Source organism: Rhodoferax sp. PAMC 29310 (genome assembly GCF_017948265.1).
Lineage (GTDB): Bacteria > Pseudomonadota > Gammaproteobacteria > Burkholderiales > Burkholderiaceae_C > Rhodoferax.
The window spans coordinates 2,659,384-2,684,637 of record NZ_CP072852.1; the positions used below are offsets into that span (position 1 = coordinate 2,659,384).

33 protein-coding genes and 1 tRNA gene are annotated in these 25,254 nt (G+C 55.7%); 6 read left to right on the plus strand and 28 right to left on the minus strand.

The window, feature by feature from the left end:
• Positions 1-84: 84 nt before the first annotated feature.
• From J8G15_RS12230 to J8G15_RS12270, 9 genes are all read right to left on the minus strand, one after another.
• Positions 85-1,257 carry an ABC transporter substrate-binding protein gene (locus J8G15_RS12230; RefSeq protein ID WP_210542281.1) on the minus strand — a complete coding sequence of 391 codons (1,173 nt, stop codon included), beginning with the start codon at positions 1,255-1,257 and terminating at the stop codon, positions 85-87.
• A 211-nt stretch (positions 1,258-1,468) separates the two neighbouring features.
• Positions 1,469-2,473, minus strand: coding sequence for an aldo/keto reductase (locus tag J8G15_RS12235; RefSeq protein WP_210542282.1), 1,005 nt, complete (start codon positions 2,471-2,473; stop codon positions 1,469-1,471).
• Positions 2,474-2,483: 10 nt separating this feature from the next.
• Positions 2,484-3,440 (minus strand): Gfo/Idh/MocA family oxidoreductase, encoded by a 957-nt coding sequence (locus tag J8G15_RS12240; protein ID WP_210542283.1) that lies wholly within the window; start codon positions 3,438-3,440, stop codon positions 2,484-2,486.
• Positions 3,441-4,322 carry a class III extradiol dioxygenase subunit beta gene (locus J8G15_RS12245; RefSeq protein ID WP_210542284.1) on the minus strand — a complete coding sequence of 294 codons (882 nt, stop codon included), beginning with the start codon at positions 4,320-4,322 and terminating at the stop codon, positions 3,441-3,443. It abuts the gene before it with no gap.
• Between the two features lies 1 nt (position 4,323).
• Entirely contained in the window at positions 4,324-4,767 is a 444-nt protein-coding gene (gene ligA / locus J8G15_RS12250) for a protocatechuate 4,5-dioxygenase subunit alpha (protein ID WP_210542285.1), read from the minus strand.
• Position 4,768: 1 nt separating this feature from the next.
• The gene (locus J8G15_RS12255; protein ID WP_210542286.1) at positions 4,769-5,677 is read right to left on the minus strand and encodes an amidohydrolase family protein; all 909 of its coding nucleotides are present in this window, start codon (positions 5,675-5,677) and stop codon (positions 4,769-4,771) included.
• 80 nt (positions 5,678-5,757) lie between these two features.
• Complete coding sequence (gene ligK, locus J8G15_RS12260; protein WP_304621842.1) at positions 5,758-6,447, minus strand: 4-carboxy-4-hydroxy-2-oxoadipate aldolase/oxaloacetate decarboxylase; 690 nt, start codon at positions 6,445-6,447, stop codon at positions 5,758-5,760.
• Positions 6,448-6,461: 14 nt separating this feature from the next.
• The gene (locus J8G15_RS12265; protein WP_210547571.1) at positions 6,462-7,499 is read right to left on the minus strand and encodes an amidohydrolase family protein; all 1,038 of its coding nucleotides are present in this window, start codon (positions 7,497-7,499) and stop codon (positions 6,462-6,464) included.
• 46 nt (positions 7,500-7,545) lie between these two features.
• Entirely contained in the window at positions 7,546-8,256 is a 711-nt protein-coding gene (locus J8G15_RS12270) for a substrate-binding domain-containing protein (protein ID WP_240538262.1), read from the minus strand.
• Positions 8,257-8,381: 125 nt separating this feature from the next.
• Between J8G15_RS12270 and J8G15_RS12275 the strand changes: the two genes are divergently transcribed.
• Positions 8,382-9,311 (plus strand): LysR substrate-binding domain-containing protein, encoded by a 930-nt coding sequence (locus J8G15_RS12275; protein ID WP_210542287.1) that lies wholly within the window; start codon positions 8,382-8,384, stop codon positions 9,309-9,311.
• Between the two features lie 194 nt (positions 9,312-9,505).
• On the opposite strand, the gene J8G15_RS12280 is transcribed toward J8G15_RS12275, so the two are convergent.
• Entirely contained in the window at positions 9,506-10,180 is a 675-nt protein-coding gene (locus tag J8G15_RS12280) for a GntR family transcriptional regulator (protein WP_210542288.1), read from the minus strand.
• Between the two features lie 141 nt (positions 10,181-10,321).
• On the opposite strand from J8G15_RS12280, the gene dctP reads away from it, so the two are divergent.
• From dctP to J8G15_RS12305, 5 genes are read left to right on the plus strand one after another with little or no spacing between them, the layout of a single operon-like run.
• Positions 10,322-11,326 (plus strand): TRAP transporter substrate-binding protein DctP, encoded by a 1,005-nt coding sequence (gene dctP / locus J8G15_RS12285; RefSeq protein ID WP_210542290.1) that lies wholly within the window; start codon positions 10,322-10,324, stop codon positions 11,324-11,326.
• Entirely contained in the window at positions 11,316-11,849 is a 534-nt protein-coding gene (locus tag J8G15_RS12290; RefSeq protein WP_210542291.1) for a TRAP transporter small permease subunit, read from the plus strand. Before dctP ends, J8G15_RS12290 begins: the two co-directional genes overlap by 11 nt.
• Positions 11,850-11,882: 33 nt before the next feature.
• A complete protein-coding gene (locus J8G15_RS12295; RefSeq protein WP_210542293.1) occupies positions 11,883-13,190 on the plus strand; it encodes a TRAP transporter large permease in 1,308 nt (435 codons plus the stop codon).
• Between the two features lie 9 nt (positions 13,191-13,199).
• The gene (locus J8G15_RS12300) at positions 13,200-14,489 is read left to right on the plus strand and encodes a malonyl-CoA decarboxylase (RefSeq protein ID WP_240538264.1); all 1,290 of its coding nucleotides are present in this window, start codon (positions 13,200-13,202) and stop codon (positions 14,487-14,489) included.
• 17 nt (positions 14,490-14,506) lie between these two features.
• Positions 14,507-16,045, plus strand: a complete 1,539-nt coding sequence (locus J8G15_RS12305) for a malonyl-CoA synthase (protein ID WP_210542295.1) — start codon at positions 14,507-14,509, stop codon at positions 16,043-16,045.
• A 238-nt stretch (positions 16,046-16,283) separates the two neighbouring features.
• Here the strand turns inward: J8G15_RS12305 and J8G15_RS12310 are convergent.
• The 18 genes from J8G15_RS12310 to rplN form a co-directional block, all read right to left on the minus strand.
• Positions 16,284-16,360, minus strand: a tRNA-Met gene (locus J8G15_RS12310).
• 21 nt (positions 16,361-16,381) lie between these two features.
• Positions 16,382-16,777 carry a 50S ribosomal protein L17 gene (gene rplQ, locus J8G15_RS12315; protein ID WP_210542297.1) on the minus strand — a complete coding sequence of 132 codons (396 nt, stop codon included), beginning with the start codon at positions 16,775-16,777 and terminating at the stop codon, positions 16,382-16,384.
• A gap of 87 nt (positions 16,778-16,864) precedes the next feature.
• Positions 16,865-17,851, minus strand: coding sequence for a DNA-directed RNA polymerase subunit alpha (gene rpoA / locus J8G15_RS12320; protein WP_210542299.1), 987 nt, complete (start codon positions 17,849-17,851; stop codon positions 16,865-16,867).
• A gap of 113 nt (positions 17,852-17,964) precedes the next feature.
• Positions 17,965-18,588 carry a 30S ribosomal protein S4 gene (gene rpsD / locus J8G15_RS12325; RefSeq protein WP_210542300.1) on the minus strand — a complete coding sequence of 208 codons (624 nt, stop codon included), beginning with the start codon at positions 18,586-18,588 and terminating at the stop codon, positions 17,965-17,967.
• 83 nt (positions 18,589-18,671) lie between these two features.
• Positions 18,672-19,076 carry a 30S ribosomal protein S11 gene (gene rpsK / locus J8G15_RS12330; RefSeq protein WP_210542301.1) on the minus strand — a complete coding sequence of 135 codons (405 nt, stop codon included), beginning with the start codon at positions 19,074-19,076 and terminating at the stop codon, positions 18,672-18,674.
• Between the two features lie 19 nt (positions 19,077-19,095).
• The gene (gene rpsM / locus J8G15_RS12335) at positions 19,096-19,461 is read right to left on the minus strand and encodes a 30S ribosomal protein S13 (RefSeq protein WP_210542302.1); all 366 of its coding nucleotides are present in this window, start codon (positions 19,459-19,461) and stop codon (positions 19,096-19,098) included.
• 24 nt (positions 19,462-19,485) lie between these two features.
• Complete coding sequence (gene rpmJ, locus J8G15_RS12340; RefSeq protein ID WP_084795560.1) at positions 19,486-19,599, minus strand: 50S ribosomal protein L36; 114 nt, start codon at positions 19,597-19,599, stop codon at positions 19,486-19,488.
• Positions 19,600-19,783: 184 nt separating this feature from the next.
• Positions 19,784-21,094 carry a preprotein translocase subunit SecY gene (gene secY, locus J8G15_RS12345; protein ID WP_210542303.1) on the minus strand — a complete coding sequence of 437 codons (1,311 nt, stop codon included), beginning with the start codon at positions 21,092-21,094 and terminating at the stop codon, positions 19,784-19,786.
• A 24-nt stretch (positions 21,095-21,118) separates the two neighbouring features.
• A complete protein-coding gene (gene rplO / locus J8G15_RS12350) occupies positions 21,119-21,550 on the minus strand; it encodes a 50S ribosomal protein L15 (protein ID WP_210542304.1) in 432 nt (143 codons plus the stop codon).
• A 10-nt stretch (positions 21,551-21,560) separates the two neighbouring features.
• Positions 21,561-21,743: a 50S ribosomal protein L30 gene (gene rpmD / locus J8G15_RS12355; RefSeq protein WP_210542305.1), complete on the minus strand. Its 183-nt coding sequence runs from the start codon at positions 21,741-21,743 to the stop codon at positions 21,561-21,563.
• 14 nt (positions 21,744-21,757) lie between these two features.
• Positions 21,758-22,282 carry a 30S ribosomal protein S5 gene (rpsE, locus tag J8G15_RS12360; protein WP_210542306.1) on the minus strand — a complete coding sequence of 175 codons (525 nt, stop codon included), beginning with the start codon at positions 22,280-22,282 and terminating at the stop codon, positions 21,758-21,760.
• Between the two features lie 17 nt (positions 22,283-22,299).
• A complete protein-coding gene (gene rplR, locus J8G15_RS12365) occupies positions 22,300-22,665 on the minus strand; it encodes a 50S ribosomal protein L18 (RefSeq protein ID WP_210542307.1) in 366 nt (121 codons plus the stop codon).
• Positions 22,666-22,676: 11 nt separating this feature from the next.
• The gene (rplF, locus tag J8G15_RS12370; RefSeq protein WP_210542309.1) at positions 22,677-23,210 is read right to left on the minus strand and encodes a 50S ribosomal protein L6; all 534 of its coding nucleotides are present in this window, start codon (positions 23,208-23,210) and stop codon (positions 22,677-22,679) included.
• Between the two features lie 26 nt (positions 23,211-23,236).
• Positions 23,237-23,632: a 30S ribosomal protein S8 gene (rpsH, locus tag J8G15_RS12375; RefSeq protein ID WP_210542311.1), complete on the minus strand. Its 396-nt coding sequence runs from the start codon at positions 23,630-23,632 to the stop codon at positions 23,237-23,239.
• An 18-nt stretch (positions 23,633-23,650) separates the two neighbouring features.
• The gene (gene rpsN / locus J8G15_RS12380; protein ID WP_210542313.1) at positions 23,651-23,956 is read right to left on the minus strand and encodes a 30S ribosomal protein S14; all 306 of its coding nucleotides are present in this window, start codon (positions 23,954-23,956) and stop codon (positions 23,651-23,653) included.
• An 8-nt stretch (positions 23,957-23,964) separates the two neighbouring features.
• A complete protein-coding gene (gene rplE, locus J8G15_RS12385; protein ID WP_210542315.1) occupies positions 23,965-24,504 on the minus strand; it encodes a 50S ribosomal protein L5 in 540 nt (179 codons plus the stop codon).
• A 2-nt stretch (positions 24,505-24,506) separates the two neighbouring features.
• Positions 24,507-24,827, minus strand: coding sequence for a 50S ribosomal protein L24 (rplX, locus tag J8G15_RS12390; protein WP_210542317.1), 321 nt, complete (start codon positions 24,825-24,827; stop codon positions 24,507-24,509).
• 9 nt (positions 24,828-24,836) lie between these two features.
• On the minus strand, positions 24,837-25,205 hold the full coding sequence (rplN, locus tag J8G15_RS12395; protein ID WP_210542319.1) for a 50S ribosomal protein L14: 369 nt from the start codon (positions 25,203-25,205) through the stop codon (positions 24,837-24,839).
• Between the last annotated feature and the right edge of the window lie 49 nt (positions 25,206-25,254).

Sequence of the window (25,254 nt, forward strand, 5' to 3'; positions counted from 1 at the left end):
CGCTGATATCAATACTGGCGCAAGGTCTTGGCAGACCTGGCGCCAGTATGTTTCTCGAAAGACGAGCCAGAGCGGCTCGTCGTCTTACTTCGTCTTGCCAGGATCCTTGACGTCCTTGATCACATCAAACTCAACGTTGTAAAGCTGTCCGTTCATTTTGTCGACCTTGCGCAAATAGATGTTTTGCACCACGTCACGTGTTTGCGCGTCGATGAACATCGGGCCGCGCGGGCTCTCAAAAATCTGGCCCTTCATCGCCTCCAGCAGGGCCGTACCGTCGCCCTTGCCTTTGGTGGCCTTCAGGGCTTCATAGATCACGCGCATGCCGTCATAACCGCCCACGGCCATGAAATTGGGGCGCATGCCGGGATTTGCTTTCTCAAACGCTTCCACAAATTTCTTGTTAGTCGCCGAGGGATGTGCCGTGGAGTAGTGGTGTGAAGTCACCACGCCCAGGGCGCCATCACCCATGTCATTCAATTGATCGTCATCGGTGATGTCGCCCGTGCCAATCAACTTGATGCCGGCCTTGTCCATGCCGCGCTCCAAAAACTGTTTCATGACAGCCGCACCCGCGCCAGAGGGCACGAACACAAACAGCGCGTCGGGCTTCAGGTCACGCACTTTTTGCAGAAACGGGGCAAAATCAGGGCCGCGCAGGGGGACCCGAAGGGACTCGATGACCTGACCACCATTGAAAACCAGTCGTTCTTTGAAGTACTTTTCAGCATCAATGCCGGGGCCGTAATCGCTCACCAGCGTGACCACCTTTTTGATGCCATTTTTTGGCGCCCAGTCACCCATGGCCACCGCCGCCTGAGCCAGCGTGAAACTGGTCCGCACAATGTACGGCGAGGCTTGAGTGATGCTGGAGGTGGCAGCCGCCATCACGACCATCGGTGTCTTGGACTGAGTCGCCATAGGGGCCGTCGCGAAGGCCGACGGGGTGATGCCAAAGCCGGCCAATACATTCACCTTGTCGTTGACGATCAACTCCTGAGACAGGCGTTTGGTCACATCAGGAACACTGGTGTCGTCCTTCAAAATGAGCTCAATCTTCCGGCCCGCCACGGTGCTACCGTTCTGCGCCATGTAAAGCCGTGCGGCCGCTTCAATCTGACGACCCGTTGAGGCCTGCTGCCCCGTCATGGGCAACACCAAACCAATTTTGAACGTGTTGTCCTGAGCAAAGGAACTCGCTGCCGTGAGTGCCAAAACAGCCATGGCTGCGGTGTTGAGAAATTGTCTTTTTTTCATGTCGTGTCTCCAAAGTTATGAACGAAGTCTCTTTTTTCTCGACTATGGCCCCAAATGAGTCCAGTCGCAATCCGATCTACCGACTCTCAGATATATCAAACCAGCATACCCGGAGTCAAGCTTGTCGTTATTGGCTTAAGGATGTGGATCAGGCCGGGAGTGGAAGTCGTATCGCGAACAATCGCAGTCCCAGCGCCGTCCTTTCCATCGCTCAGGCAGTTTCCGTGTCCACCTCTGAGCTTCCCTGCGGGTTGTAACGAGCTCCGTGAATGGCGCTGGGCTGAAAAATTTCGTTCAGTTTTGCCATGGCTGCCACGGGAATCACCACCTCAGCCGCTTGCAGGTCCTCCTTCAAGTGCGGCACGGAAGTCGTTCCCGGAATGGGAATGATGTGTTCGCCTTGATGCAACACCCAGGCCATGGCCAATTGAGCAGGGCTGCAGTTCAGCGCTTCGGCCAAGGCATTGAACGGCACTAGCAGTTTGAGATTGGCAGCATAGTTCTCAGGCGCAAAGCGCGGCATGGCTCTGCGAATGTCTGATGGCTCGAGCGTTCCAACATCCTGCAGCTGTCCGCACAAAAATCCACGCCCAACCGGGCTGAACGCCACAAAGGTCACGCCCAGCTCTTCGCAAGCCCGAAGCACGGCAATCTCGGGGTTGCGCGTCCACAGCGAGTACTCGGTCTGCACAGCGGCGATCGGGTGCACGGCATGCGCCTTGCGCAAGGTGCTGGCCGACACCTCAGAGAGGCCAATGCTTCGGATATGGCCCTTCGTTACCAGATCCGCCAAGGCCCCAACACTCTCCTCGATCGGCACCGATTTGTCCCAGCGGTGCAAGTAGTACAGGTCGATGACATCAGTTTGAAGCCGCCGCAAACTGTCTTCGCAGGTCTGACGCAAGGTGTCCGGGCGACCGTCAATGACGCGGACCCGCTTGCCATCACCATTGGCGTCCACGCCCTGCATGCCGCATTTGCTGGCCAGCGTGAACTTGTGGCGGTGTGGCTTCATCACGCGGCCCACCAACGTCTCGTTGGCGCCAAAACCATACAAGGCGGCCGTGTCAAATAAGGTCACCCCGGCGTCCAGCGCGCTCAACAGGACGCGCTCGCCCTGCTCTGCCGACACTGGCGCGCCATAGGCATGGCTAAGGTTCATACACCCCAGGCCAATGGATGAAACTTGAAAAGGGCCGAGTTGCCGTTGCAGCATGGTGTTGTACTCAATCCATCAACTGTTGTTCCAGATCGTGCAAAACCTGGTAGCACGGCAAAACGCTGGCCACGCTGCTGTTGGGCTGGCGACCTTCGCGGATGGCCGCAAAGAACTCGCGGTCTTGCAGTTCAATGCCGTTCATGGACACATCCACCTGGCTCACGTCAATTTTCTCTTCCTTGCCGTTGAACAGGTCGTCGTAGCGTGCCATATAGGTGGCGCTGTCCCCGATGTAACGAAAGAAGGTGCCCAGTGGGCCGTCGTTGTTAAAACTCAGTGACAAGGTGCAAATCGCGCCGCTGGCGGCCTTGAGCTGGATGGACATGTCCATCGCAATACCGAGCGTCGGATGAATCGGGCCCTGCACCGCGTTGGCTTTGACGATGGGGCTGCCGCACTGGTAGGCAAACAGGTCCACCGTATGGGCGGCGTGGTGCCACAGCAAATGGTCGGTCCAGCTTCGGGCTTGGCCCAGCGCGTTCATGTTGGTGCGGCGGAAAAAGTAGGTTTGCACATCCATTTGTTGGATGTTGAAGCGCCCTGCCGTGATCTCTTTGTGCACGTACTGGTGGCTGGGGTTGAAGCGCCGGGTGTGACCACACATGGCCACCAGTCCAGTCTGCTCCTGAATAGCCGCCACTTCAAGGGCACCACGCAGCGAGTCCGCCAACGGAATCTCAACCTGCACATGCTTGCCGGCCCTCATGCAGGCAATGCTTTGCGCCGCGTGCATCTGGGTGGGTGTGCAGAGAATGACGGCATCCACCTCAGGCAGGCCCAGACTGTCGCTCAGCTCGGTCGTGACATGGCCAATGCCATACAAGGCCGCTGTCTCTTTCGTTTTCTCCATATCACGGCTGATCAGTGAGACAACCTCCACACCGTCGATGTTCTTGATGCCATCCAGGTGCTTGATGCCAAAGGCACCCGCACCGGCCAGCGCAACTTTGATGGTTTTGCTCATTTAGGTGTTCTCCAGAATCAGGTGGCCCACGGCTGTGTTGGACGCAGGTACATGGTAGAAACGATGCTTAACCTCTACAGAATGGGCGCGAGCCGCTTCCAAATCTGTAGCATCGTAGGGCACATCGGACATGGCGCCGCGGGCAATCAGCCACATCACCAACTCAATTCCCTCCGAACCGGCTTCCCGCACATAGTCGATGTGGGGCGTTGCCGCGCAAGCCGCCGGATCGGCAATCATTTGGTCCAACCAGGCGTTGTCCCACTCGCGATTGATAAGGCCCGCGCGTGCACCCTGCAGCTGGTGGCTCATGCCGCCCGTGCCCCAAATATGAACGTTCAGGTCTTCGTCAAAGCTTTCAACGGCCTTGCGGATGGCCTTGCCCAGATTGAAGCAGCGTTGGCCACTGGGCACCGGGTACTGCACCACATTGACGGCAAAGGGGATCACCGGGCAAGGCCAAGCCTCAGGTTGACCGCACATCAGGCTCAGGGGCACGGTCAGGCCGTGATCGACATCCATTTTGTTCACGATGGTCAGGTCAAAGTCTTGCTGGATGACGGACTGCGCAATGTGCGCGGCCAGCTCCGGGTGGCCGCGCACCACAGGCACGGGGCGCGGACCCCATCCCTCGTCGGCGGGCTGGTACGACTCCGCGGTGCCAATGGCGAAGGTCGGAATCATCTCCAGACTAAAGGCTGTGGCGTGGTCGTTGAAGACCAGAATGATGACGTCAGGCTTGTTGCCCTTCATCCACTGTTTGGAGTATTCGTAGCCCTTGAACAGCGGTTGCCAGTATGGCTCGGTGGTTTTTCCCAAATCGATGGCAGCGCCAATGGCGGGCACATGGGAGGTGAAAACAGAGGCGGTGATCTTTGCCATGTCAGTTCGTTCCTTGTCGGCCGGCTTGGCCCTGGGGTTGGTGGTGCGCCTGCGCGTCGCCGTCTTCGCCGACGACCCGGTTGCCCTGTGCTGAGCGCCCGCCGGCCAGCATCATGGCGCGGTATTCATCTTCGGTCATGCCGGTCATGCTGCCCGCCATTTGCTGAAAGCTCTTGCCATCAGTGGCACCAATCTTGGCCAAAAAGTAAATATTGCCCCCGGCCGCCATGCAACGGTTCAGGTCACGGGCCAATACGGCCTGCTTCTGCTCGTCAGTCATCGGCCACTCGTTGAGGTAGGCGACTTCGTCCGCCTTGAACCGCTCCCGGTTGGGTGCTTTCATGAGCGACATGCAAAACTGGTTCAGGTGGTAGCCCTTGCGCGATTGCTCCGCATCAAAAATGATGGTGCCGGGCACGTCAAGGTAGGGTTTGTCGAGTGACATATCAGTCTCCCCAATAGAGGCGGGTTGGGTTGTCCACCAGCAACTTGTGCTGGAGAGCGGGCGTGATGGCGATGTGGGGAATGAAGTCCACCAGCAGCCCATCATCGGGCATGTGGTCTTTCAAATTAGGGTGCGGCCAGTCGGTGCCCCAGAGCACACGGTCAGGGAAAGTCTCCACGATGCGCCGGGCGAAGGGAATGACATCCGCATAGGCGTTTTGCTCGCCATTGAGCGCCTTGGGCCCGGCAACAGAGAGCCGCTCCGGGCAACTCACCTTGCTCCACACATTGGGGTGTTGGTGCATGAACTTCACGAACAACTCAAACTCGGGCCCATCCACAGGCTGGCTCACATCAGGGCGGCCCATATGGTCGACCACCACGGTGGTGGGCAAGGTAGAGAAGAAGTCCCACAACTCAGGCAGATCGACCGCCTCGAAATAGATCACCACATGCCAACCCAGCGGCTTGATGCGGTTGGCAATCTCCATCAGTTCATCCTTGGGGGTGAAATCCACCAGGCGCTTGACGAAGTTAAACCGTACACCGCGCACGCCAGCGGTATGCAGGTCCTGCAACTCCTGATCTGTGATGCTGCGTTTGACGGTGGCCACACCCCGGGCCTTGCCCTGACTGTGGCGCAAAGCGTCCACCATGGCGCGATTGTCGGCACCGTGGCAGGTGGCCTGAACAACCACGTTCTTGTCAAATCCCAAGTGATCGCGCAAGGCATACAGTTGCTGCTTGGAGGCGTCACAAGGGGTGTACTTTCGCTCGGGCGCGTAGGGGAACTCTGCGCCTGGCCCGAAGACGTGGCAATGGGCGTCAACGGCGCCGGCAGGGAGTTGAAAGCGGGGCTTGGCGGGGCCGGCGTACCAGTCCTGCCAGCCGGGGGTTTTGGTGAATTCCATGAAACTCCGGTTTCTACTATTATTTCAATAGCGCACTGCGCTTATTTGACGGTGGCTAGAGGCCAAAATGACCTCAAATATCAATCGATGTATTTGAGTCCTGCCTTCTCCAGCCCCTCGCGCATCTTGTAGTAATCCAGCCCTAACACACCCGACGCAAAAATAGCGCGCTTGTCTCCTTCAAAGGCCTCGCGGGCCTCGGCTACATCGGCCACTTGTTGCGCCACAGCGGCCGGCACCACCACGACGCCGTCAATGTCGGCAATCACGACGTCACCCGGATTCACCATCGCCCCGGCGCACACCACAGGCACATTCACCGAACCCAGGGTCGTTTTGATGGTGCCTTTGGCGTGAATGGCTTTGCTGAACACGGGGAAGTTCATCTCGGTGAGGTCTTTCACGTCGCGAACGCCCCCATCAATGATCAAGCCCATCGCCCCGCGTGCCTGAAAGGAGGTGGCCAACAGGTCACCAAAAAAGCCATCCTGGTTGTCCGTGGTGCAGGCGGCCACCACCACGTCGCCGGGTTGAATTTGCTCGGCTGCCACATGCATCATCCAGTTGTCGCCAGGCTGAAGCAGCACGGTGACGGCCGTGCCGCACATTTTGGCGCCCAGGTAAATCGGGCGCATATAGGGTTTCATCAAGCCGACGCGTCCCATGGCCTCATGGATGGTGGCCACGCCAAAGCGGGACAGTTTCTCCACCGCGGCCTTGTCGGCCCGGATGATGTTGCGTTTGACGATGCCCAGTTGGTTCAAGCTCATGGTGATTCCCCGATTTAGTTGGTGTTGGCTTCTTTGGCTTTCAGCGCCGCATCCAAGCGCGGGAACACGCGGCGGGCGTTGCCTTCGTAGATCTGGAAGCGGTCGTCGGCGCTCAGAATCTTGGACGCTTCGATGTAGCGTTTGGTGTCATCAAAGTAATGGCCGGTTTGCGGGTCAATGCCGCGCACGGCACCGATCATTTCGCTTGCAAACAACACGTTCTTCACCGGGATCACGGTATTGAGCAGGTCAATACCAGGCTGGTGGTAGACACAGGTGTCAAAGTAAATATTGTTCAGCAGGTGCTCTTCCAGCAGGGGCTTTTTCAGCTCTTGCGCCAGACCACGGAAACGACCCCAATGGTAGGGCACCGCGCCGCCGCCGTGCGGAATCAGAAACTTGAGGGTGGGGAACTCCTTGAAAAGCTCACTGGTCAGGCATTGCATAAACGCGGTCGTATCCGCATTCAGGTAGTGCGCGCCGGTGGTGTGAAAGCAGCTGTTGCAACTGGTGCTCACATGGATCATGGCGGGAATATCAAACTCCACCATCTTCTCGTAGATGGGGTACCAGGCCTTGTCGCTCAAGGGAGGGGACGTCCAATGGCCGCCGCTGGGGTCGGGATTCAGGTTGATGCCAACATTGCCGTATTCCTTGACACACTTTTCCAGCTCGGGAATACAGGTGGCGGGGTCCACGCCAGGGCTCTGGGGCAGCATGGCCGCAGGAATGAAGTTGTCGGGAAAGAGCTGGCTCACGCGGTAGCACAACTCATTGCAGATCGCCGCCCAGGTACTGGAGACATTGAAGTCGCCAATGTGGTGAGCCATGAAGCTGGCACGTGGCGAGAAGATGGTGAGGTCGCTGCCCCGCTCCTTCATCAAGCGCAGCTGGTTTTGCTCGATGGTTTCGATCAGCTCGTCGTCGCTGATTTTGAGGTCAGCCACTTTGGGCATCATCGCCGGGTCTTTGATGCCGGCAATTTGCTGGTTGCGCCAGTTTTCCAGTGCTTTGGGGGCGGTGGTGTAGTGACCGTGGCAGTCAATGATCATGGGCTTTTTCACGCGTTTCTCCTGAGTCTTATTGTGTTGAGGGGGCCTAGGCTGGCTGCATGCCCTGGCGCCGCTTGGCCTCCGCTGCCGCTGGTGCGGCCATGAAAGCCAGCAGAGCCCGCACTGCATCGGGGTGCCTGCAATGGCTGCCGATGCCGGCTGAAAAGGTGGTGGTGATCTGAATCGCGTCGGGCAACGGCCCCACGATGGCGATACCTTCCAGGTGGATGAGTTCGCTGAGCTGTTGGAAGCCCAGCGCCACCTCACCCCGCGCGACCAACGCACCCACGGGAACGCCAGGGGGGGCTTGCACGATGCGATCCTTGATGGCGGCAGTGATACCCCAGCGTTCAAACAACTTGGCCAAAGCCACACCGCTAGGCCCGGTGGAATAACTCAGTGTTGGGGCCGCCAGCACCGCGGCGCGCACGGCCTCTTCAGAGAAAATGTCGGGGGCCTGCGCACCGGCTCGCACGGCGACGGCCACACCAGAGTGCACGAGGTCTGTGCGACTGCCGTCCAGCAAGTGCCCCTCAGCCAACAACTTGTCAATGGCGTCGGAGGCGAGGACCACGACATCGAACACCTCGCCGGTTTGGACACGCTTGGCTGCGTCCACACCGCCGACTGATTCCAGCTGCACTTGGGTTCCGGTGGAGTCCTGATATGCATGTGCCAGCTCGGTCAGTAGCAAGCGCGTGGCCATGGAAGAAATCCCTTGAAGGACGGGCACGGTAGAGTCGGCGGGGCTTTGCATACCGGGTATTCTGGTCGGATGCAGCGGCTTTGATAAGCCAAGTGCACGACTAGCAGTTATCACAAAACGGCATAATAACGGCGCAGCTATTCGCTTAAGAAGCGCTCTCATTTCGGAACATCGCTATGGATTTAAAGCAGTTGGAGTACTTTGTGCGCGTGGCGGAGTTGGGTAGTTTTACCCGCGCGGCCATCGCCCTGGACATCGCCCAACCCGCTCTCAGCCGGCAGGTTCGGCTGCTGGAGGTCGAGTTGAACCTGACGCTTCTGACCCGTAACGGCAGGGGAGCACTGCCGACGGAAGCCGGCAAACTGCTGCTGGCCCACGGGCGCGGCATCCTCCATCAAATGCAGCGTGCCCGGGAAGAGTTGGGCCGGGTTCGCGGGTCTTTGGCGGGCCGGGTAGCGGTTGGCATTCCCACCAGCCTGGCGCGGGTGTTGACCGTGCCCCTGACTCGGGCATTTCGGGCCAAGATGCCCGATGCTACCATCTCCATCAGTGAAGGGCTGACGGCCGGAATACACGAGTCACTGATCAACGGCCGACTCGACATCGCCATTCTTTACAACGCGCAGCCCAGCAATGACATCGAAATCGAACCCCTGACGGAGGAAGACTTGGTGCTGGTGCAGGCTCGCCCACCGGGGCTGCACGAAGACCCACCGCCTGGACCGATTGCGCTACTGGCCGCCTCATACATGTCGTTGGTCATCCCCAGCCGCCCCAATGCCATCCGAATGCATGTCGAGTCCGAAATCGTCAATGCGGGCGGACGCCTCAACATCGCCCTTGAAATCGATGGGGTGTCGGCGATTCTGGATTTGGTGGCTGACGGGGCAGGATGCGCGGTTCTGTCACGCAACGCGGTGGCAACTTCTGTTCGGCCCTCCGCGTTCTATGTTCGACCCATCACCGATCCTGTTTTGCGAATCAAATCCGCGTTGGTGACCAGCGCACTGCGGCCCACAACACTGACACAACAGGCCACGATGGCGCTGATTCGCGAGACGTCGAAGCAAATCGGCCTGCTCTCGGTCATCCCTGCAAGCCCATAGCCTTTTTCCAGTTTTGGACGGCGAGGTCAAGGGGTGGTTATCTGGTAGCCCTGCGGTTTGATGTAGAGCGCCGATCGACGCGAAAGCCGAGTTGCACGCGCCTTTCCCAGAGGCGCCCGAATAGCGGAATGCATTTTGGCAAACGTAAAAAAAGGGGGTGACGGCGATTGCCTCGACGTCAACCCTAAACCTGCTTACGGGCGTTCACCGGCATTGCTCAGACTGATGAAGTCAGTGAAGCGTTGCCCCTGGATTAAAACATGCTCCCGCGCCGCATGGGCGGCCGCTTCAGCGTCACCGGCTTCGAGCGCAGCGGCGATTTGGCGGTGCTCTTCCAGCGACTGCTTGATGCGATTGCGCATGCGCAGCTGCATTCGCCGGTAGGGTTTTAACCTGTTTTTAAGAGTCTGGGTTTGCTGGACGAGGAACGGGTTGCCACAGGCCTGGTAGATCAAGCCATGAAACAACTCATTGGCGTAATAGTAAGCATTGGGGTCCGCCGCTTCGGCCTCCCGCTCACAGTCGCCCAAGGCGCCCTTGATCTCTTTCAAAGCAACCCCAGACGCACGACGCGCAGCCAACCGCGCGCACATCGCCTCCAGCTCAGCCATCACCTCAAACATCTGAATCAACTCTGGAATACCGACCTTGGCCACAAAGGTGCCGCGTTTGGGCAGCACTGCGACCATCCCGCTGGCCTCCAACTGCTGCAAGGCCTCTCGAACGGGCGTGCGAGACACCTCGAACCGGGTCATCAATTGTTCTATTTTCACCTGATCGCCAGGTTGCATCCGGCCGTTGACGATATCGTCCTCAAGCTGGTCTCTGACTTGTTGGACGCGGGAGCGGTTACTGGATATTTTTCGCATGTTGCAATCTTGGGGCAAGGGGGACAAACTTGGGTGTTGGTCTTATACCTCGGGTTAATCCTATAGGGGGACCGAATTTGTTGCATATAACATCGACACTGATTTATACATCAATCACGCCCACATCTATTGGAGACAACCATGAAGACATCCGTTCAACGCCACCTTTCCGCCATCGCACTGGCCGCTATGGCAGCCATTGGGACTGCGGCTCACGCCGAAGTGACGCTCAAGGCGTCACACCAGTTTCCTGGTGGCAAGGGTGACGTGCGCGATGAAATGGTGCAAATGATTGCACGAGAAGTGGCCGCAGCGAACGTGGACATGACGATCAAGGTTTTCCCCGGCTCCAGCCTGGTGAAAGCGCAGGAGCAATGGAAAGCCATGCTCAGCGGTCAGATTGACATGACTTCCCTTCCTCTGGACTACGCCTCGGGCTTCCACCCCCAATTCGGCGCCACACTGATGCCAGGCTTGGTCAAAGGCCATGCTCATGCCCGCCGCATCAACGACTCGGCCTTCCTGAAAGACATCAAGGGCATCATCGAAAAAGGGGGCGTCAAAGTGCTGGCTGACGCTTGGTTGGCGGGCGCTTTTGGCGGCAAGGACAAATGCATCAAGAAGCCTGACGATGTGGTCGGCATGAAAGTTCGCTCCGCGGGGGCCACGTTCTCCCAGATGTGGGCCGGTGCTGGCGCTTCCATCGTGTCCATTCCTTCGAGTGAGGTGTACAGCGCATTGCAGCAAGGCGTGGCCACTGGAACCGACACCTCTACCGGCAGCTTTGTTTCGTTCCGTCTGTATGAACAACTGAAGTGCGTGACCGCCCCTGGAGACAACGCTCTGTGGTTTATGTACGAGCCCGTTCTGATCTCGATGAAGAGCTGGGATAAGCTCAATCCGGCGCAACAAAAGGCGCTGATGGCGGCTTCGCAGAAAGCTGAAAACTTCTTTGAAGCCGAGTCCAAGAAGTTGGACGAAAAAATGGTGGAGACCTTCAAAGCCAACAAAGTTGAAGTGGTGACACTGACTGATGCTGAGGCCGACGCCTGGCGCGCCGTGGCCCAGAAAACGTCTTACAAGGAATTTGCCGACAAGGTACCTGGCGGCAAAGAATTGATCGAGAAGGCGCTAAGTGTCAAGTAAAGCAGCGCCCTTCTGGATCACCGGGGTCCAGGCCGTCTCCCGCGCCTTTGGCGTGGGCTCGGCCCTGATGATCCTGGTGTCCATTGGCGTGGTTTGCCAGATGGTGTTCGTTCGGGCCGTGCTCGGCCAATCCTCCATCTGGCAAACCGAGTTCGTCATGTACTCGCTGGTGGCCGCCACCTTTTTGGGCGCGCCTTACATTTTGCTCACCCGTGGGCATGTCGCTGTAGATGTGCTTCCCCTGATGGTGCGACCACCGGCGCGGCGTGCCTTACACCTGGTGGGCAGCCTGATCGCGCTGACTTTCTGTGGACTGTTCTTTTATGCCTCCGTACCGTGGTGGTGGGATGCCTTTCAAAGCAACCACACGACATCGTCAATCTGGCGTGCCCGGCTTTGGATTCCCTACCTTTCGGTGCCGGTGGGTTTGGGCCTACTGTGTCTGCAGTACCTGGCCGAGATCTGGCAAGTCATCACGCAACGTGAACATCCGTTCGGTCTGTCTCCTGAAGACCGACTCTGAGCGTTTCCTTTCCCTCTGTTTTTTGGACCACCTATGAGCGCTCTGGCCATTGGCTCGTTGATTTTTTTTGCCACGATACTGGTTCTAGGCACGGGGCTGCCTATCGCTTTTGGCCTGGGCGCTGTGGCGCTGATGTTCATGGTCATCTTTGATGGCTGGAACAGCGTGCACTTCCTTCCCGAAACGATTTTTGCAGGCCTGAGCGACTTCACATTGGTGTCGTTGCCGATGTTCGTCATCATGGGGGCGGCGGTGGCAAGTTCTCGTGCGGGTAGTGATTTGTACGAAGCCCTGGCGCGCTGGTTGCACCGCGTCCCCGGCTCGCTGGTGATTTCCAACATTGGCGCCTGCGCTCTTTTTTCCGCGCTGACAGGGTCCTCGCCCGCCACTTGCGCTGCCATCGGCAAGATGGGGATTCCGGAAATGCGCAAGCGCGGTTACGACGCAGATTTAGCAACGGGTGCCATTGCCGCCGGCGGAACATTGGGCATCCTGATTCCGCCCAGCATCACCATGATCCTCTATGGCATCGCCTCGGAAACATCCATTGGTCGATTGTTCTTGGCCGGCGTCTTGCCAGGGATCATGCTCACACTGTTGTTCATGGCTTGGGCACTATTTATAAGCTGGAAGCGCGGCACGGTGCTGGTGGATGCGGACCGCATCTACACGATGAAAGAAAAACTGGAACTGCTGCCCAAGTTGTTGCCGTTTATGGCGGTGATCGTGGGCGTTGTCTACGCGCTGTATGGCGGTATCGCGACGCCGTCTGAAGCGGCGGGCGTGGGCGCTGCGCTGTGCCTCGTCATGGTGATCGTGATTTACAAAGTCTGGAAGCCGGCCGACCTGTGGCACATCTTGCGCGATGGCCTGCGCGAGTCCGGCATGTTGCTGCTCATCATCGGCACCTCGATTTTGTTTGGCTACATGATGTCTTCGCTGCAAGTCACTCAATCAGTGGCGGAGGCGATTGGCGCCATGCAAGTCAACCGCTGGGTCATCATGGCCGCAATCAATTTGTTGCTTCTGGTGGCTGGCATGTTTCTGCCGCCTGCCGCCATCATCCTGATGACCACGCCCATTCTGATGCCGGTGATCACCTCGGCAGGGTTCGATCCGATCTGGTTCGGTGTCATCCTCACGATCAACATGGAACTGGGCCTGATCACACCGCCCGTCGGTTTGAACCTGTTCGTGATCAATGGCATCACGCCCGACGTTCGGCTGCCCACAATCCTGAAAGGCGCTTTCCCCTTCATGCTGTGCATGGTGGTGGCCATCCTTCTTCTCTGCGTGTTCCCTGAAATCGCGACTTGGTTGCCCAAAGCCTTGATGGGATAAATCCAACCTATGAACATGCTAGAAAAACTGCTCCAGCTGACCCAAAAGGCTCGCAGCGATCGCTCCCTGGAACCCTTGATCAAGTCCTGCCATCTGCTCGTCTCGGAGCGTGGTCAGGCCAACGTCTATGCGCTGGCGGTGCAGGTCATCGAGGGATACAAGGGTCTGCCAGCGACGCGGCGGGAGGCTTTTTTTGCGGCGCTCGCTACCGATTTCGCACCAAATCCCGAAGCTGTATTGCAAGCCGCCACACAATACGCAGCGGCGCAGTCCGCGAAGCACCTGGCCGCCCTCACCCACGCGGTCGAAGCACCACGGCAGGAACTTTTGCGCCGCATCAATCGTGCGCCTGGCGGCACCGCCATGCTGCTGGCGATGCGTGTTGATCTGCTAGGCCTGCGCAAAGGCAACCCCGAGTTGGCCGCTGTGGACGCCGACTTTCTGCACCTGCTGACCTCCTGGTTCAATCCTGGTTTTCTGCGAATGGAGCGGGTCGACTGGCAATCCAGCGCAGCCCTGCTGGAGAAGATCATCCAGCACGAAGCCGTGCACGAAATCAGCGGCTGGAGCGACTTGCGCCGCCGATTGCAGCCCGACCGGCGTTGTTACGCCTTTTTCCACCCCCAGCTCGGCGACGAGCCCCTCATCTTCGTGGAAGTGGCTCTGGTGGATGACATGGCCGACGCCATCGCGCCGCTGATCGAATCCAAGCCAGAGGCGGCCAACGCAGATGGTACGCGCACCGCCGTTTTTTATTCGATAAGCAATTGCCAACCCGGCTTGCGCGGTGTGTCGCTGGGCAACTTTCTGATTAAAAAAGTCGCCGACCAGTTGCGCAGCGAGCTGCCCCAGCTCAAAACCTTTTGCACGCTGTCGCCCATCCCAGCTTTCGTGCGTTGGCTCGACAGCCAACCCAATGAGGACGATCAGTGGTCAATGGCGTTGCAACGGGTGACTGCCTGGCGCCAACTCCATGCCACGCCAACGGGCGACCAGCTCACCCGGATGCCCAAGCCGCTGCGCCAAGACCTCACCAGCTTGTGTGCCCGTTTCCTTGTCAAGCAGTCCCATGTGTCTCTCGGTGATCCCGTAGCGCGCTTTCACCTGGACAACGGCGCTCGCCTGGAGAGAATCAACTTCGCCGCTGATCTGTCGCGCAAAGGCATCAAGCAGTCGCTGGGCCTGATGGTGAACTACCTCTACGACATTGGTGAAGTGGAAACGCGCCACCAGGATTTCGTCAACCAGAAAGTGAGCCATTCCGTCGCCGTGCGCCGCCAGCTCAAACCTCAAGCCTGACTTTAGCGATTGCTTCCATGAACGCCTCCACGAACAACCTTTACGCCAAGTTCCACCACGCCTTTGCCGACGCAATGTCAGAAGTGGCCATCGAGACGGAGGACGGCCAAAGCTGGACCTTTAACGACCTCCACCAACAATCGGCTCAAATGGCTAACTGGCTGCAAGCACAGGGAGTTGCGCCAGGGGCGCGGGCCATGGTGCAAGTTGAAAAATCGGTTCCTGCGCTGGTGTTTTACCTCGCGTGCCTGCGCGCAGGCGTGGTCTATGTGCCGCTGAACACCGCCTACCAGTCGGCCGAGCTGGCCTATTTCATGGAAAATGCAGAGCCCAGCGTGTTCGTGGCCGATCCGTCTAAGGTCGACGGCCTTCGGGAACTGGCTGCACGCATCGGTGTCCCCCATTTGCTCACCCTTTGTGGCGACGGTCAGGGCAGCCTGATCGATGCCACGCAGAGCCTGTCCACTGAACACAACATCCAAGACTTGCCCTCCGGCAATCTGGCCGCCATCCTCTACACCAGCGGCACCACCGGTCGCAGCAAAGGCGCCCAATTGACCCACAGCAACCTGGCCTCCAACGCCCTCACGCTGCACAAGCTATGGGGTTGGAAGGCGGGTGACGTACTGATCCATGCGTTGCCGATCTTCCATGTGCATGGCCTTTTTGTCGCCGTGCATTGCGCCCTGCTCAACGCCAGCAAGATGCTCTGGATGAGCAAGTTCAGCCCCCAGCGGACCCTGGAATGGTTACCCCGCGCGACCGTGTTCATGGGTGTTCCCACCTTGTATGTGCGCCTGCTGCAAGAGAGCCGCCTGAACCCAGTCGCCTGTGCCCACATGCGCTTGTTCATCAGCGGTTCGGCACCCTTGTTGGCAGAGACCTTTCGTGAATGGCAAGACCGCACCGGCCACACAATCCTGGAGCGCTACGGCATGAGCGAGACCACCATGCTCACTTCCAACCCTTACGCCGACAAAGACGGTCCACGCTTGGGCGGCACCGTGGGTCGCGCCTTACCCGGAGTTGACCTGCGCTGCGTCTCAGAACATGGCGAGTCTTGCGCCCCAGGTGACATCGGCGACATCGAAGTGCGCGGCCCCAATGTGTTCCCCGGCTACTGGCGCATGCCTGAGGCCAACGCCAAGGAGTTCACCGCCGACGGTTGGTTCAAAACCGGCGATGTCGGCAAGATTAGCGCCGAGGGCTATGTCACCATCGTCGGTCGAAGCAAAGACCTGATCATCACGGGGGGCTACAACGTCTACCCCGCTGAAGTGGAGGGGTACATCAACGATCTGCCCGGCGTGGCCGAATCAGCCGTGATAGGTTGCCCACACGCCGATTTCGGTGAAGGCGTGGTGGCGGTAGTTGTAGCCAAGGCCGGTGAAAAACTGAATGCAGAAGCGCTATTGCAGGCCATCAAATCTCAGATTGCCAACTTCAAAGTTCCAAAGCATTTGTTTGTGGTGGATGAGTTGCCTCGTAACGTAATGGGCAAAGTTCAGAAAAAGGCGTTGAGGGAAACCTACTCAGGGGTGTTTCAAAGAAGCTGACGGTCGCTACGGTTGCTATCCATTCCGTTGATTGGATTCCTAGACGTGCAGACTATCACAGGCCTAGGCTTGGTGACCAGTCGGCTATCGGGATGTCAAATTCAACTGGCACCGCAACACCAATGTTCATGTCAAAAAAATGGAGTAAACGACGGGACAGCGAGGGCACAGATTGGGCACAAAGCAAAACGCCAACTTGAGAGTTGGCGTTTACTTCCGGGGTAAGCCCCGAATCTGTTGGTTGCGCGAGTAGGATTTGAACCTACGACCTTTGGGTTATGAGCCCAACGAGCTACCAGGCTGCTCCATCGCGCGTCATGTACTCATTGTAACCGCTTAAGCAGCTTCTATGTCCTCAACCGCAACTATTTCTTCTGCACGGTCAACAAATTCAACCAAAGCCATAGGCGCGTTGTCACCAACACGGAAACCCATTTTCAAAATGCGGGTGTAGCCGCCTGGACGGGCATTGAAACGTGGTCCGAGTTCGTTGAACAGCTTGACGACGCTATCACGGTCCCGAAGGCGATCAAAAGCCAAACGGCGATTGGCAACAGTCGCCACTTTTGCCAATGTAATCATTGGCTCAATGACTCGGCGCAATTCTTTAGCCTTTGGGACTGTAGTCTTGATGGCTTCATGCTCAATGAGCGAGTTCATCATGTTGCGCAACATAGCAAGTCGGTGCGAGCTAGTGCGATTGAGTTTACGTAATCCGTGTCCGTGACGCATGGTGCATTCCTTAAGTTTATATATTACAGATAGCCGTATCAGGTACTACCCGCAGCACACAGCCACTTTCGTAGCTATTCGTGACAGTTACCGCTTTTCCAAAGCGGCTGGTGGCCAATTTTCGAGCTTCATGCCCAAAGTTAGCCCCCTAGAGGCCAAGACCTCTTTAATTTCGTTCAGGGACTTGCGCCCAAGATTAGGAGTCTTGAGGAGTTCGTTCTCTGTACGCTGGATCAAATCGCCGATGTAATAAATATTTTCGGCTTTCAGGCAGTTTGCAGAGCGGACAGTAAGCTCCAACTCATCGACTGGTCGCAACAAGATTGGATCAAACTGGGCTGCACCACGTGGGGCAGGTGCATCAAATACCAACTCACTGCCTTCTAATTGAGCAAAAACAGCCAGTTGCTCAACCAAGATTTTGGCAGAAGCACGCACTGCGTCTTCCGCAGAAAGTGCACCATTGGTCTCGATGTCGACCACCAACTTGTCCAGGTCAGTACGCTGCTCAACGCGAGCGCTTTCGACCGTATAGCTCACGCGTCGAACGGGGGAGAACGATGCGTCCAAAACAATACGGCCAACAGCCTTGCTTGGCTCGTCAGCATGACGCCGCATTGAACCAGGCACATAGCCCCGGCCTTTCTCGACCTTGACTTGCATGTCCAACTTGCCACCGTGTGACAAATTGGCAATCACGTGATCCGGGTTGATGATCTCGACATCATGCGGAGTTTGAATGTCAGCGGCAGTAACAACGCCTTCACCGTCTTTGCGAAGGCTCAATGTGACTTCGTCACGGTTGTGCAATTTAAAGACCACGCCCTTCAAATTCAACAAGATGTTCACGACATCCTCTTGTACACCGTCAATAGACGAGTACTCGTGCAGCACACCAGCAATGGTTACCTCAGTTGGCGCATAGCCGGACATTGATGACAGCAACACTCGGCGCAATGCATTACCCAGAGTGTGGCCATAGCCTCGCTCAAATGGTTCCAAAGCGACTTTGGCCCGATTTGGGCCAAGCTGTTCGACGTTGATTGTTTTTGGTTTTAGTAAACTATTTTGCACGCAGATTTCCTCTCAATACCCTCGGCTCGTTACACCGGTAAGGCTGGTGGAGCGCCTGAAGCGCAGATGTCTGCGCTTCAGGAACAATTACAAACTACTTTGGTAGGTAGCAATTATCGAGAATACAACTCAACGATAAGAGACTCATTGACGTCAGCAGCAAACTGATCGCGGTCTGGCACAGTTTTGAATGTTCCTTCAGCTTTTTCCAAGCTGACTTCCACCCAAGCTGGCATGCCGACTTGCTGAGCCAATTGCAAGGCCTCAGCGATGCGGGTCTGCTTCTTTGACTTGTCACGTACAGAAATGATGTCGCCGGCCTTAACCATGTAAGACGGGATATTCACGCTCTTGCCATTGACATTCATCGCCTTGTGCGATACCAACTGACGAGCTTCAGCTCTGGTCGACCCAAAGCCCATGCGGTAGACGACATTGTCCAAGCGGGACTCAAGCAGCGCCAGCAGGTTGGAACCAGTGTTCCCCTTGCGACGGTCAGCTTCTTCGAAATAGCGTCGGAATTGCTTCTCCAAAACACCATACATGCGCTTGACCTTCTGCTTTTCACGCAATTGCAAACCATAGTCCGAAGTGCGGGCTCCGGAGGTACGGCCATGCTGTCCGGGTTTTGAATCAAATTTTGACTTGTCGCCAATAGAGCGACGGGCGCTCTTTAGAAACAGGTCAGTGCCTTCTCGGCGTGAGAGTTTGGCCTTAGGACCTAGGTAACGTGCCACGTGAATTTCCTTTTATGTCATCTGCCACAGAATCTGTGGGAGCTGGCAGCGCATTGCTGTCAGCGGTGGGCTTAAATGCAGTATTAAATACGACGACGCTTTTGAGGGCGGCAGCCGTTGTGGGGAACAGGCGTCACATCAGCAATCATGTTGATGCGAATGCCAAGTGCGGCCAAAGCGCGAACCGAAGATTCACGGCCAGGACCTGGTCCCTTGATTTCGACGTCAAGATTCTTGATGCCCTGTTCAAGTGCTGCGCGTCCAGCGACTTCCGATGCAACCTGAGCTGCGAAAGGAGTAGATTTACGCGAACCCTTAAATCCTTGACCACCAGAAGAAGCCCAAGACAAGGCGTTGCCTTGGCGGTCCGTGATCGTAATAATCGTGTTGTTGAACGAGGCGTGAACGTGTGCCACACCGTCAGCGATATTCTTGCGAACTTTTTTACGGACCCGCTGGGCCGCATTATTGGCGGGGGATTTAGCCATAGTATTCTTTCAGAGTCTCTTATTTTTTCAGTGACTGAGCAGCCTTGCGCGGACCTTTGCGGGTACGGGCGTTGGTGCGAGTCCGTTGCCCACGCATGGGCAAACCGCGACGATGACGGAAACCGCGGTAGCAACCAATGTCCATCAATCGCTTGATGTTCATTGTTGTCTCACGGCGCAAGTCACCTTCAATCGTGAACTGAGCGATGTGATCGCGAATTTTTTCCAAATCCGAGTCGGTCAAATCTTTGACCTTCTTGGAGTAAGCGATACCACAAGCTTCGCAAATTTGACGAGCTCGTGTGCGACCGATTCCAAAAATTGCCGTTAGGCCAATTTCAGAATGCTGTTGCGGTGGAATATTGATACCAGCAATACGTGCCATTTTTATCCTCTAGTACTCTTGCAATTAACCCTGGCGCTGCTTGTGACGTGGATCTGTACAGATCACGCGCACAACGCCCTTACGCCGAATTACCTTGCAGTTACGGCAAATTTTCTTGACCGAAGCCGAAACCTTCATTTCATTCTCCTAAAACAGTTTGGAGCGCTGCACTGAAAATCCAGCGACAGCAGCTCTAGTAGCCAACCGGCGTTAACTAAGACCTTCAGTTTGCGCTGCCCGCTGACCTTGATCTCATCCAAAACTCAACCCAAGCATTCCGACTAAGCGCTTGCGCGCCCGGACCAACATGAGTCGATTCAAATCACGAGGACTTAAAACTAGCCTTCTTCAACAGGGAGTCGTATTGCTGCGACATCATGTAGTTCTGAACTTGAGACATAAAGTCCATAGTCACAACCACAATAATCAGAAGGGAAGTTCCACCGAAGTAAAACGGAACGTTGTACTTAAGAATCAAGAACTCGGGAAGCAGACAGACCAAGGTGATGTAAATCGCCCCCGCAAAAGTCAATCGAAGCAAAATTTTGTCGATGTACTTTGCTGTTTGGTCACCTGGACGTATACCAGGTATGAACGCGCCGCTTTTCTTCAGATTATCCGCTGTTTCTCGACTATTGAACACCAGAGCAGTGTAGAAAAAGCAGAAAAATATGATCGCAGCTGCATAGAACATCACATAGAGTGGCTGACCTGGCGTCAACGAACCAGCAATGTCCTTCAACCAGCGCATGGAATCGCCAGAACTCAACCACCCAGCAATTGTTGCCGGCATCAAAATAATTGATGAGGCGAAAATCGGAGGAATGACACCCGCCATATTCAATTTGAGTGGCAAGTGACTGGATTGTCCACCGTAGACTTTATTTCCAACCTGGCGTCTAGCGTAGTTAACCAGAATTTTCCTTTGACCGCGCTCTACGAACACAACAAAGTAAGTCACTGCTGCGACCAAAACAACGATGAACATCGCAACTATGATGCTCATAGCCCCAGTTCTCACCAGTTCCAGCAATCCACCAATCGCATTAGGCAGTCCAGCGGCAATGCCACCGAAAATAAGAATCGAGATTCCATTACCCAATCCACGCTCCGTAATCTGCTCACCAAGCCACATCAAAAACATCGTTCCCGATGTCAGAGTAACAATTGCGGTAACGCGGAATCCAAAACCAGGGGAGACAACCAGACCGGCTGAACTTTCCAATGCAATGGCAATGCCCATCGACTGAAAAAGAGCCAGACCCAATGTACCGTAACGGGTGTACTGGGTAATCTTGCGGCGACCACCTTCGCCCTCTTTCTTTAGCTGCTCAAATGCAGGCAATACATAAGTCAACAATTGCATAACAATTGAAGCCGAAATGTACGGCATGATTCCAAGGGCAAAGATGGTGAATCGCGACAAAGCGCCACCGGAGAACATGTTGAACATGCCCAGAATGCCGCCTTGCTGGCCTTTGAAAAACTGCTGCAGCTGCTCCGGATCAATTCCAGGAACTGGTATGTGCGCGCCGATACGGTACACAACCAATGCCAAAAGCAAAAAGATAAGCCGACGACGCAGGTCGCCGAATTTATCCGTTTTTGCAAGTTTTGTCGCGTTTGTAGCCACGTCTGATTCTTTCAGTTAACCAATTCAGGCGAAACTACCGCCAGCCGCTTCAATTGCAGTCTTGGCCGCCGCTGTGGCACCAATTCCAGTCAATTTCACCGACATCGAAAGTTCGCCAGTCTTGATTACCTTGACAACCTTGGCAAGTTGGCCAACCAAGCCAGCCTGCTTCAGAACGAGCAAGTCGACTTCAGCAGCGCCCAATTGCTGCAAAGCGGTCAAGGTCACTTCAGCATTGAACTTCAACAAATGGGACTTGAATCCGCGCTTAGGCAAACGGCGATGCATTGGCATCTGTCCACCTTCGAAGCCCACTGCGGGGCCTCCACCGGAGCGTGACTTTTGACCTTTGTGACCGCGACCTGCGGTTTTGCCCAAGCCGGAGCCAATGCCGCGACCAACGCGACGCTTGGCGTGCTTGGCGCCTTCTGCAGGCTTAATGCTATTGAGTTCCATTTTCAACCTCTTAAAGCACTTTGACCAGGTAACTGATCTTGTTAATCATTCCGCGAACCTCAGGCGTATCCACCAATTCGCTAACACTGCGAATTTTTCGAAGACCGAGGCCACGGACAGTGGCGCGGTGCGACTCTTGGCAGCCAATTGGGCTACGCACAAGCTGCACTTTGATTGTTGTTTGTGTTGTCATAATCAGAGCTCCACTTAAACGAAGAGTTCTTCGACGGTCTTGCCTCGCTTTGCAGCTACCCGCGACGGAGTAGTCGCATGGGATAGAGCATCCAAAGTGGCACGAACCATGTTGTATGGGTTGGACGAACCGTGGCTCTTGGCCACAATGTCAGTAATTCCAACGACTTCAAAAACGGCGCGCATCGGGCCGCCGGCGATGATGCCAGTGCCCTTGGGGGCAGGTGCCATCATGACGGAAGCGGCTCCGTGCTGACCCATCACCTTGTGGTGAATAGAACCATTTTTCAAAGATACTTTGGTCATGTTGCGGCGCGCTTCTTCCATCGCTTTTTGCACGGCAGCAGGTACTTCTTTCGATTTACCCTTGCCCATGCCAACGCTTCCGTCGCCATCGCCAACCACGGTCAACGCTGCGAATCCAAGAATACGGCCACCCTTGACCACCTTGGTTACGCGGTTGATCGCAATCATTTTTTCCCGCAGACCGTCTTCAGGCCCTTCAGCCTTACCCTGCATTTTCGCTTGAACTTTAGCCATCTTTATTTCCGATCTGCTTAGAACTGCAAGCCAGCTTCACGCGCTGCGTCTGCCAACGCCTTGACGCGACCGTGATAGGCAAAACCCGCACGATCAAAGGCTACTTTTTCAACACCAACCGCCTTGGCTTTTTCTGCCAGGCGCTTGCCAATAATTTGGGCCGCCGCGACGTTGCCGCCTTTGCCGGATCCACCCAACTCGGTGCGCACTGCAACTTCTGCCGTTGAGGCCGTTGCCAGAACTTTGCCACCATCGCCAGAAATTACACTGGCGTAGATATGCAAGTTGGTACGATTCACTGTAAGACGCGCAACGCCTTGGCCGGCAATACGAATACGCGTCTGGCGGGCTCTGCGAAGGCGCTGCTCTTTTTTGGTCAACATGATGCAGCTCCTTATTTCTTCTTGGTTTCTTTAATCGTGATCTTTTCGTCCGCGTAGCGGATGCCTTTGCCTTTGTAGGGCTCAGGCGGACGAATAGCACGAATCTCAGCAGCCACTTGGCCAACCCGCTGACGGTCCGCACCTTTGATCAAGATCTCAGTCGGTGTCGGCGTAGCAACAGTCACGCCTGCTGGCATTTCTTTGTTAACTGGGTGGGAGTAGCCGACTGTCAGGTTCAATTTCGAACCTTGCGCAGCAGCTTTGTAACCCACGCCGATCAAGCTCAGCTTCTTCTCAAAGCCTTTTGTCACACCAACCACCATGTTGTTTACCAACTGGCGCATTGTGCCGCTCATTGCATTTGCTTCACGTGAAGCATTTGCAGGCATAAAACTAAGCACACCAGCCTCATTGGTCACTTTAACCAGCGCATTGAGAGCAAGAGACAAACTGCCGCCTGCGCCTTTAACACTGATCTGATTGACCGCAACTGATACATCGACGCCAGCGGGAACCGCTATGGGCATTTTTCCTATACGGGACATTTTCTATTTCTCCTCAATGTCACGCTTTAGGCGACGTAGCAAAGTACTTCGCCACCAATACCAGAGGCGCGTGCTTTACGGTCAGTCATGACGCCTTGTGGGGTAGTGACAATTGCCACTCCTAGGCCATTCTGGACTTGGGGGATGGCATCGCTGCCACGGTAAACACGCAAGCCTGGGCGGCTAACGCGCTCGATACGCTCAATCACGGGGCGACCGGCGTAGTATTTCAAGGAAATTACTAACTCAGGTTTGCCATCTTCTGCGCTTACTTTAAAGCCGTCGATGTAACCTTCGTCCTGCAATACCTGTGCGATTGCGACCTTCACTTTGGATGAAGGAACGCTAACGGTAGTTTTTGCGACCATTTGCGCGTTACGAATACGCGTCAACAGGTCAGCGATGGGATCACTCATGCTCATATCTATGTCTCCTACCGCTTACCAGCTAGCCTTGACAATGCCGGGGATCTCACCAGCAAATGCCATTTCACGAATTTTTGCGCGCGCCAACCCAAAATGCTGGAACGTTCCACGTGCACGACCGGTGATTGCACACCGGTTGCGCTGACGCGTTGGATTCGCATTGCGGGGCAGCTTTTGCAGAGCGAGGCGAGCGACCATGCGCTCTTCGTCGCTACGCTTTGCGTCGTTTGAAATTGCTTTCAGTTCCGCATGCTTAGCAGCGTACTTTGCAACCAATTTATCGCGCTTGAGTTCGCGCTGAATTAATGCCATCTTAGCCACAGGTCACCTCAGTTCTTGAACGGGAAACGGAAGCCTGTGAGCAGTGCTTTGCACTCTTCATCGGTCTTGGCCGTCGTGGTGATGCTGATATTGAGACCACGCAAAGCATCAACCTTGTCGTACTCAATCTCAGGGAAAATAATTTGCTCTTTAACGCCGATGTTGTAGTTTCCACGGCCATCAAATGCACGACCAGAAATACCACGGAAGTCACGGACGCGAGGCAAAGCGACTGTCACAAAGCGGTCAAGGAATTCATACATCTGAACGCCACGCAATGTAACCATGCAGCCAATAGCCTGATCTTCACGGATCTTGAAGCCAGCAATCGCCTTTTTCGATTTGGTGACCACAGGTCGCTGACCGGCGATTTTCGTCAAATCAGAAACTGCGTGATCCATGACCTTCTTGTCAGCCACCGCTTCGCTAACACCCATATTGAGCGTAATTTTTGTCAAGCGAGGAACCTGCATAACCGACTTGTAGCCAAACTTGGCCATCAACTCTGCAGCCAGTTTCTCGCGATAGTGTTGTTGCAAACGAGCCATGCTTATGCCACCTTGATTTCTTCGCCGCTGGATTTGTAAACGCGAAAACGCTTACCGTCAGCAGCCATCTTGATACCAACACGATCAGCTTTGCCAGTTGCAGCATTGAAAATAGCAACATTGGACTGATGGATAGGCATGGATTTCTCAACAATGCCACCGGCCGCACCCTTGAGGGGATTGGGCTTCGTGTGCTTCTTAACGACATTAATGCCGTCGATGATCACGTAGGAGTCATCTTTACGCAGCGTGATAGTGCCGCGCTTACCCTTATCGCGCCCTGTCAGCACGATAATTTCGTCGCCTTTGCGAATCTTGTTCATGGCGCGTCCTTACAAAACTTCAGGAGCCAATGACACGATCTTCATGAACTTCTCAGTGCGCAACTCGCGCGTCACTGGTCCAAAGATACGGGTGCCGATAGGCTCCAATTTGGCGTTAAGCAACACTGCTGCATTGCCGTCGAATTTAACCAGGGAGCCATCACTACGACGGATACCCTTGGCTGTACGAACCACAACCGCGCTGTAGACCTCGCCTTTTTTGACGCGACCACGCGGAGCGGCCTCCTTGATGCTAACTTTAATAACATCGCCAACGCTCGCATAGCGACGCTTAGAACCACCCAGCACCTTAATGCACAGGACGGACTTTGCGCCGGTATTGTCGGCAACTTCTAATCTTGATTCTGCTTGGATCATTTCATTTGTTCCCAACTTGCACCAAAAGCACCAGTCACCTTACCGGCAA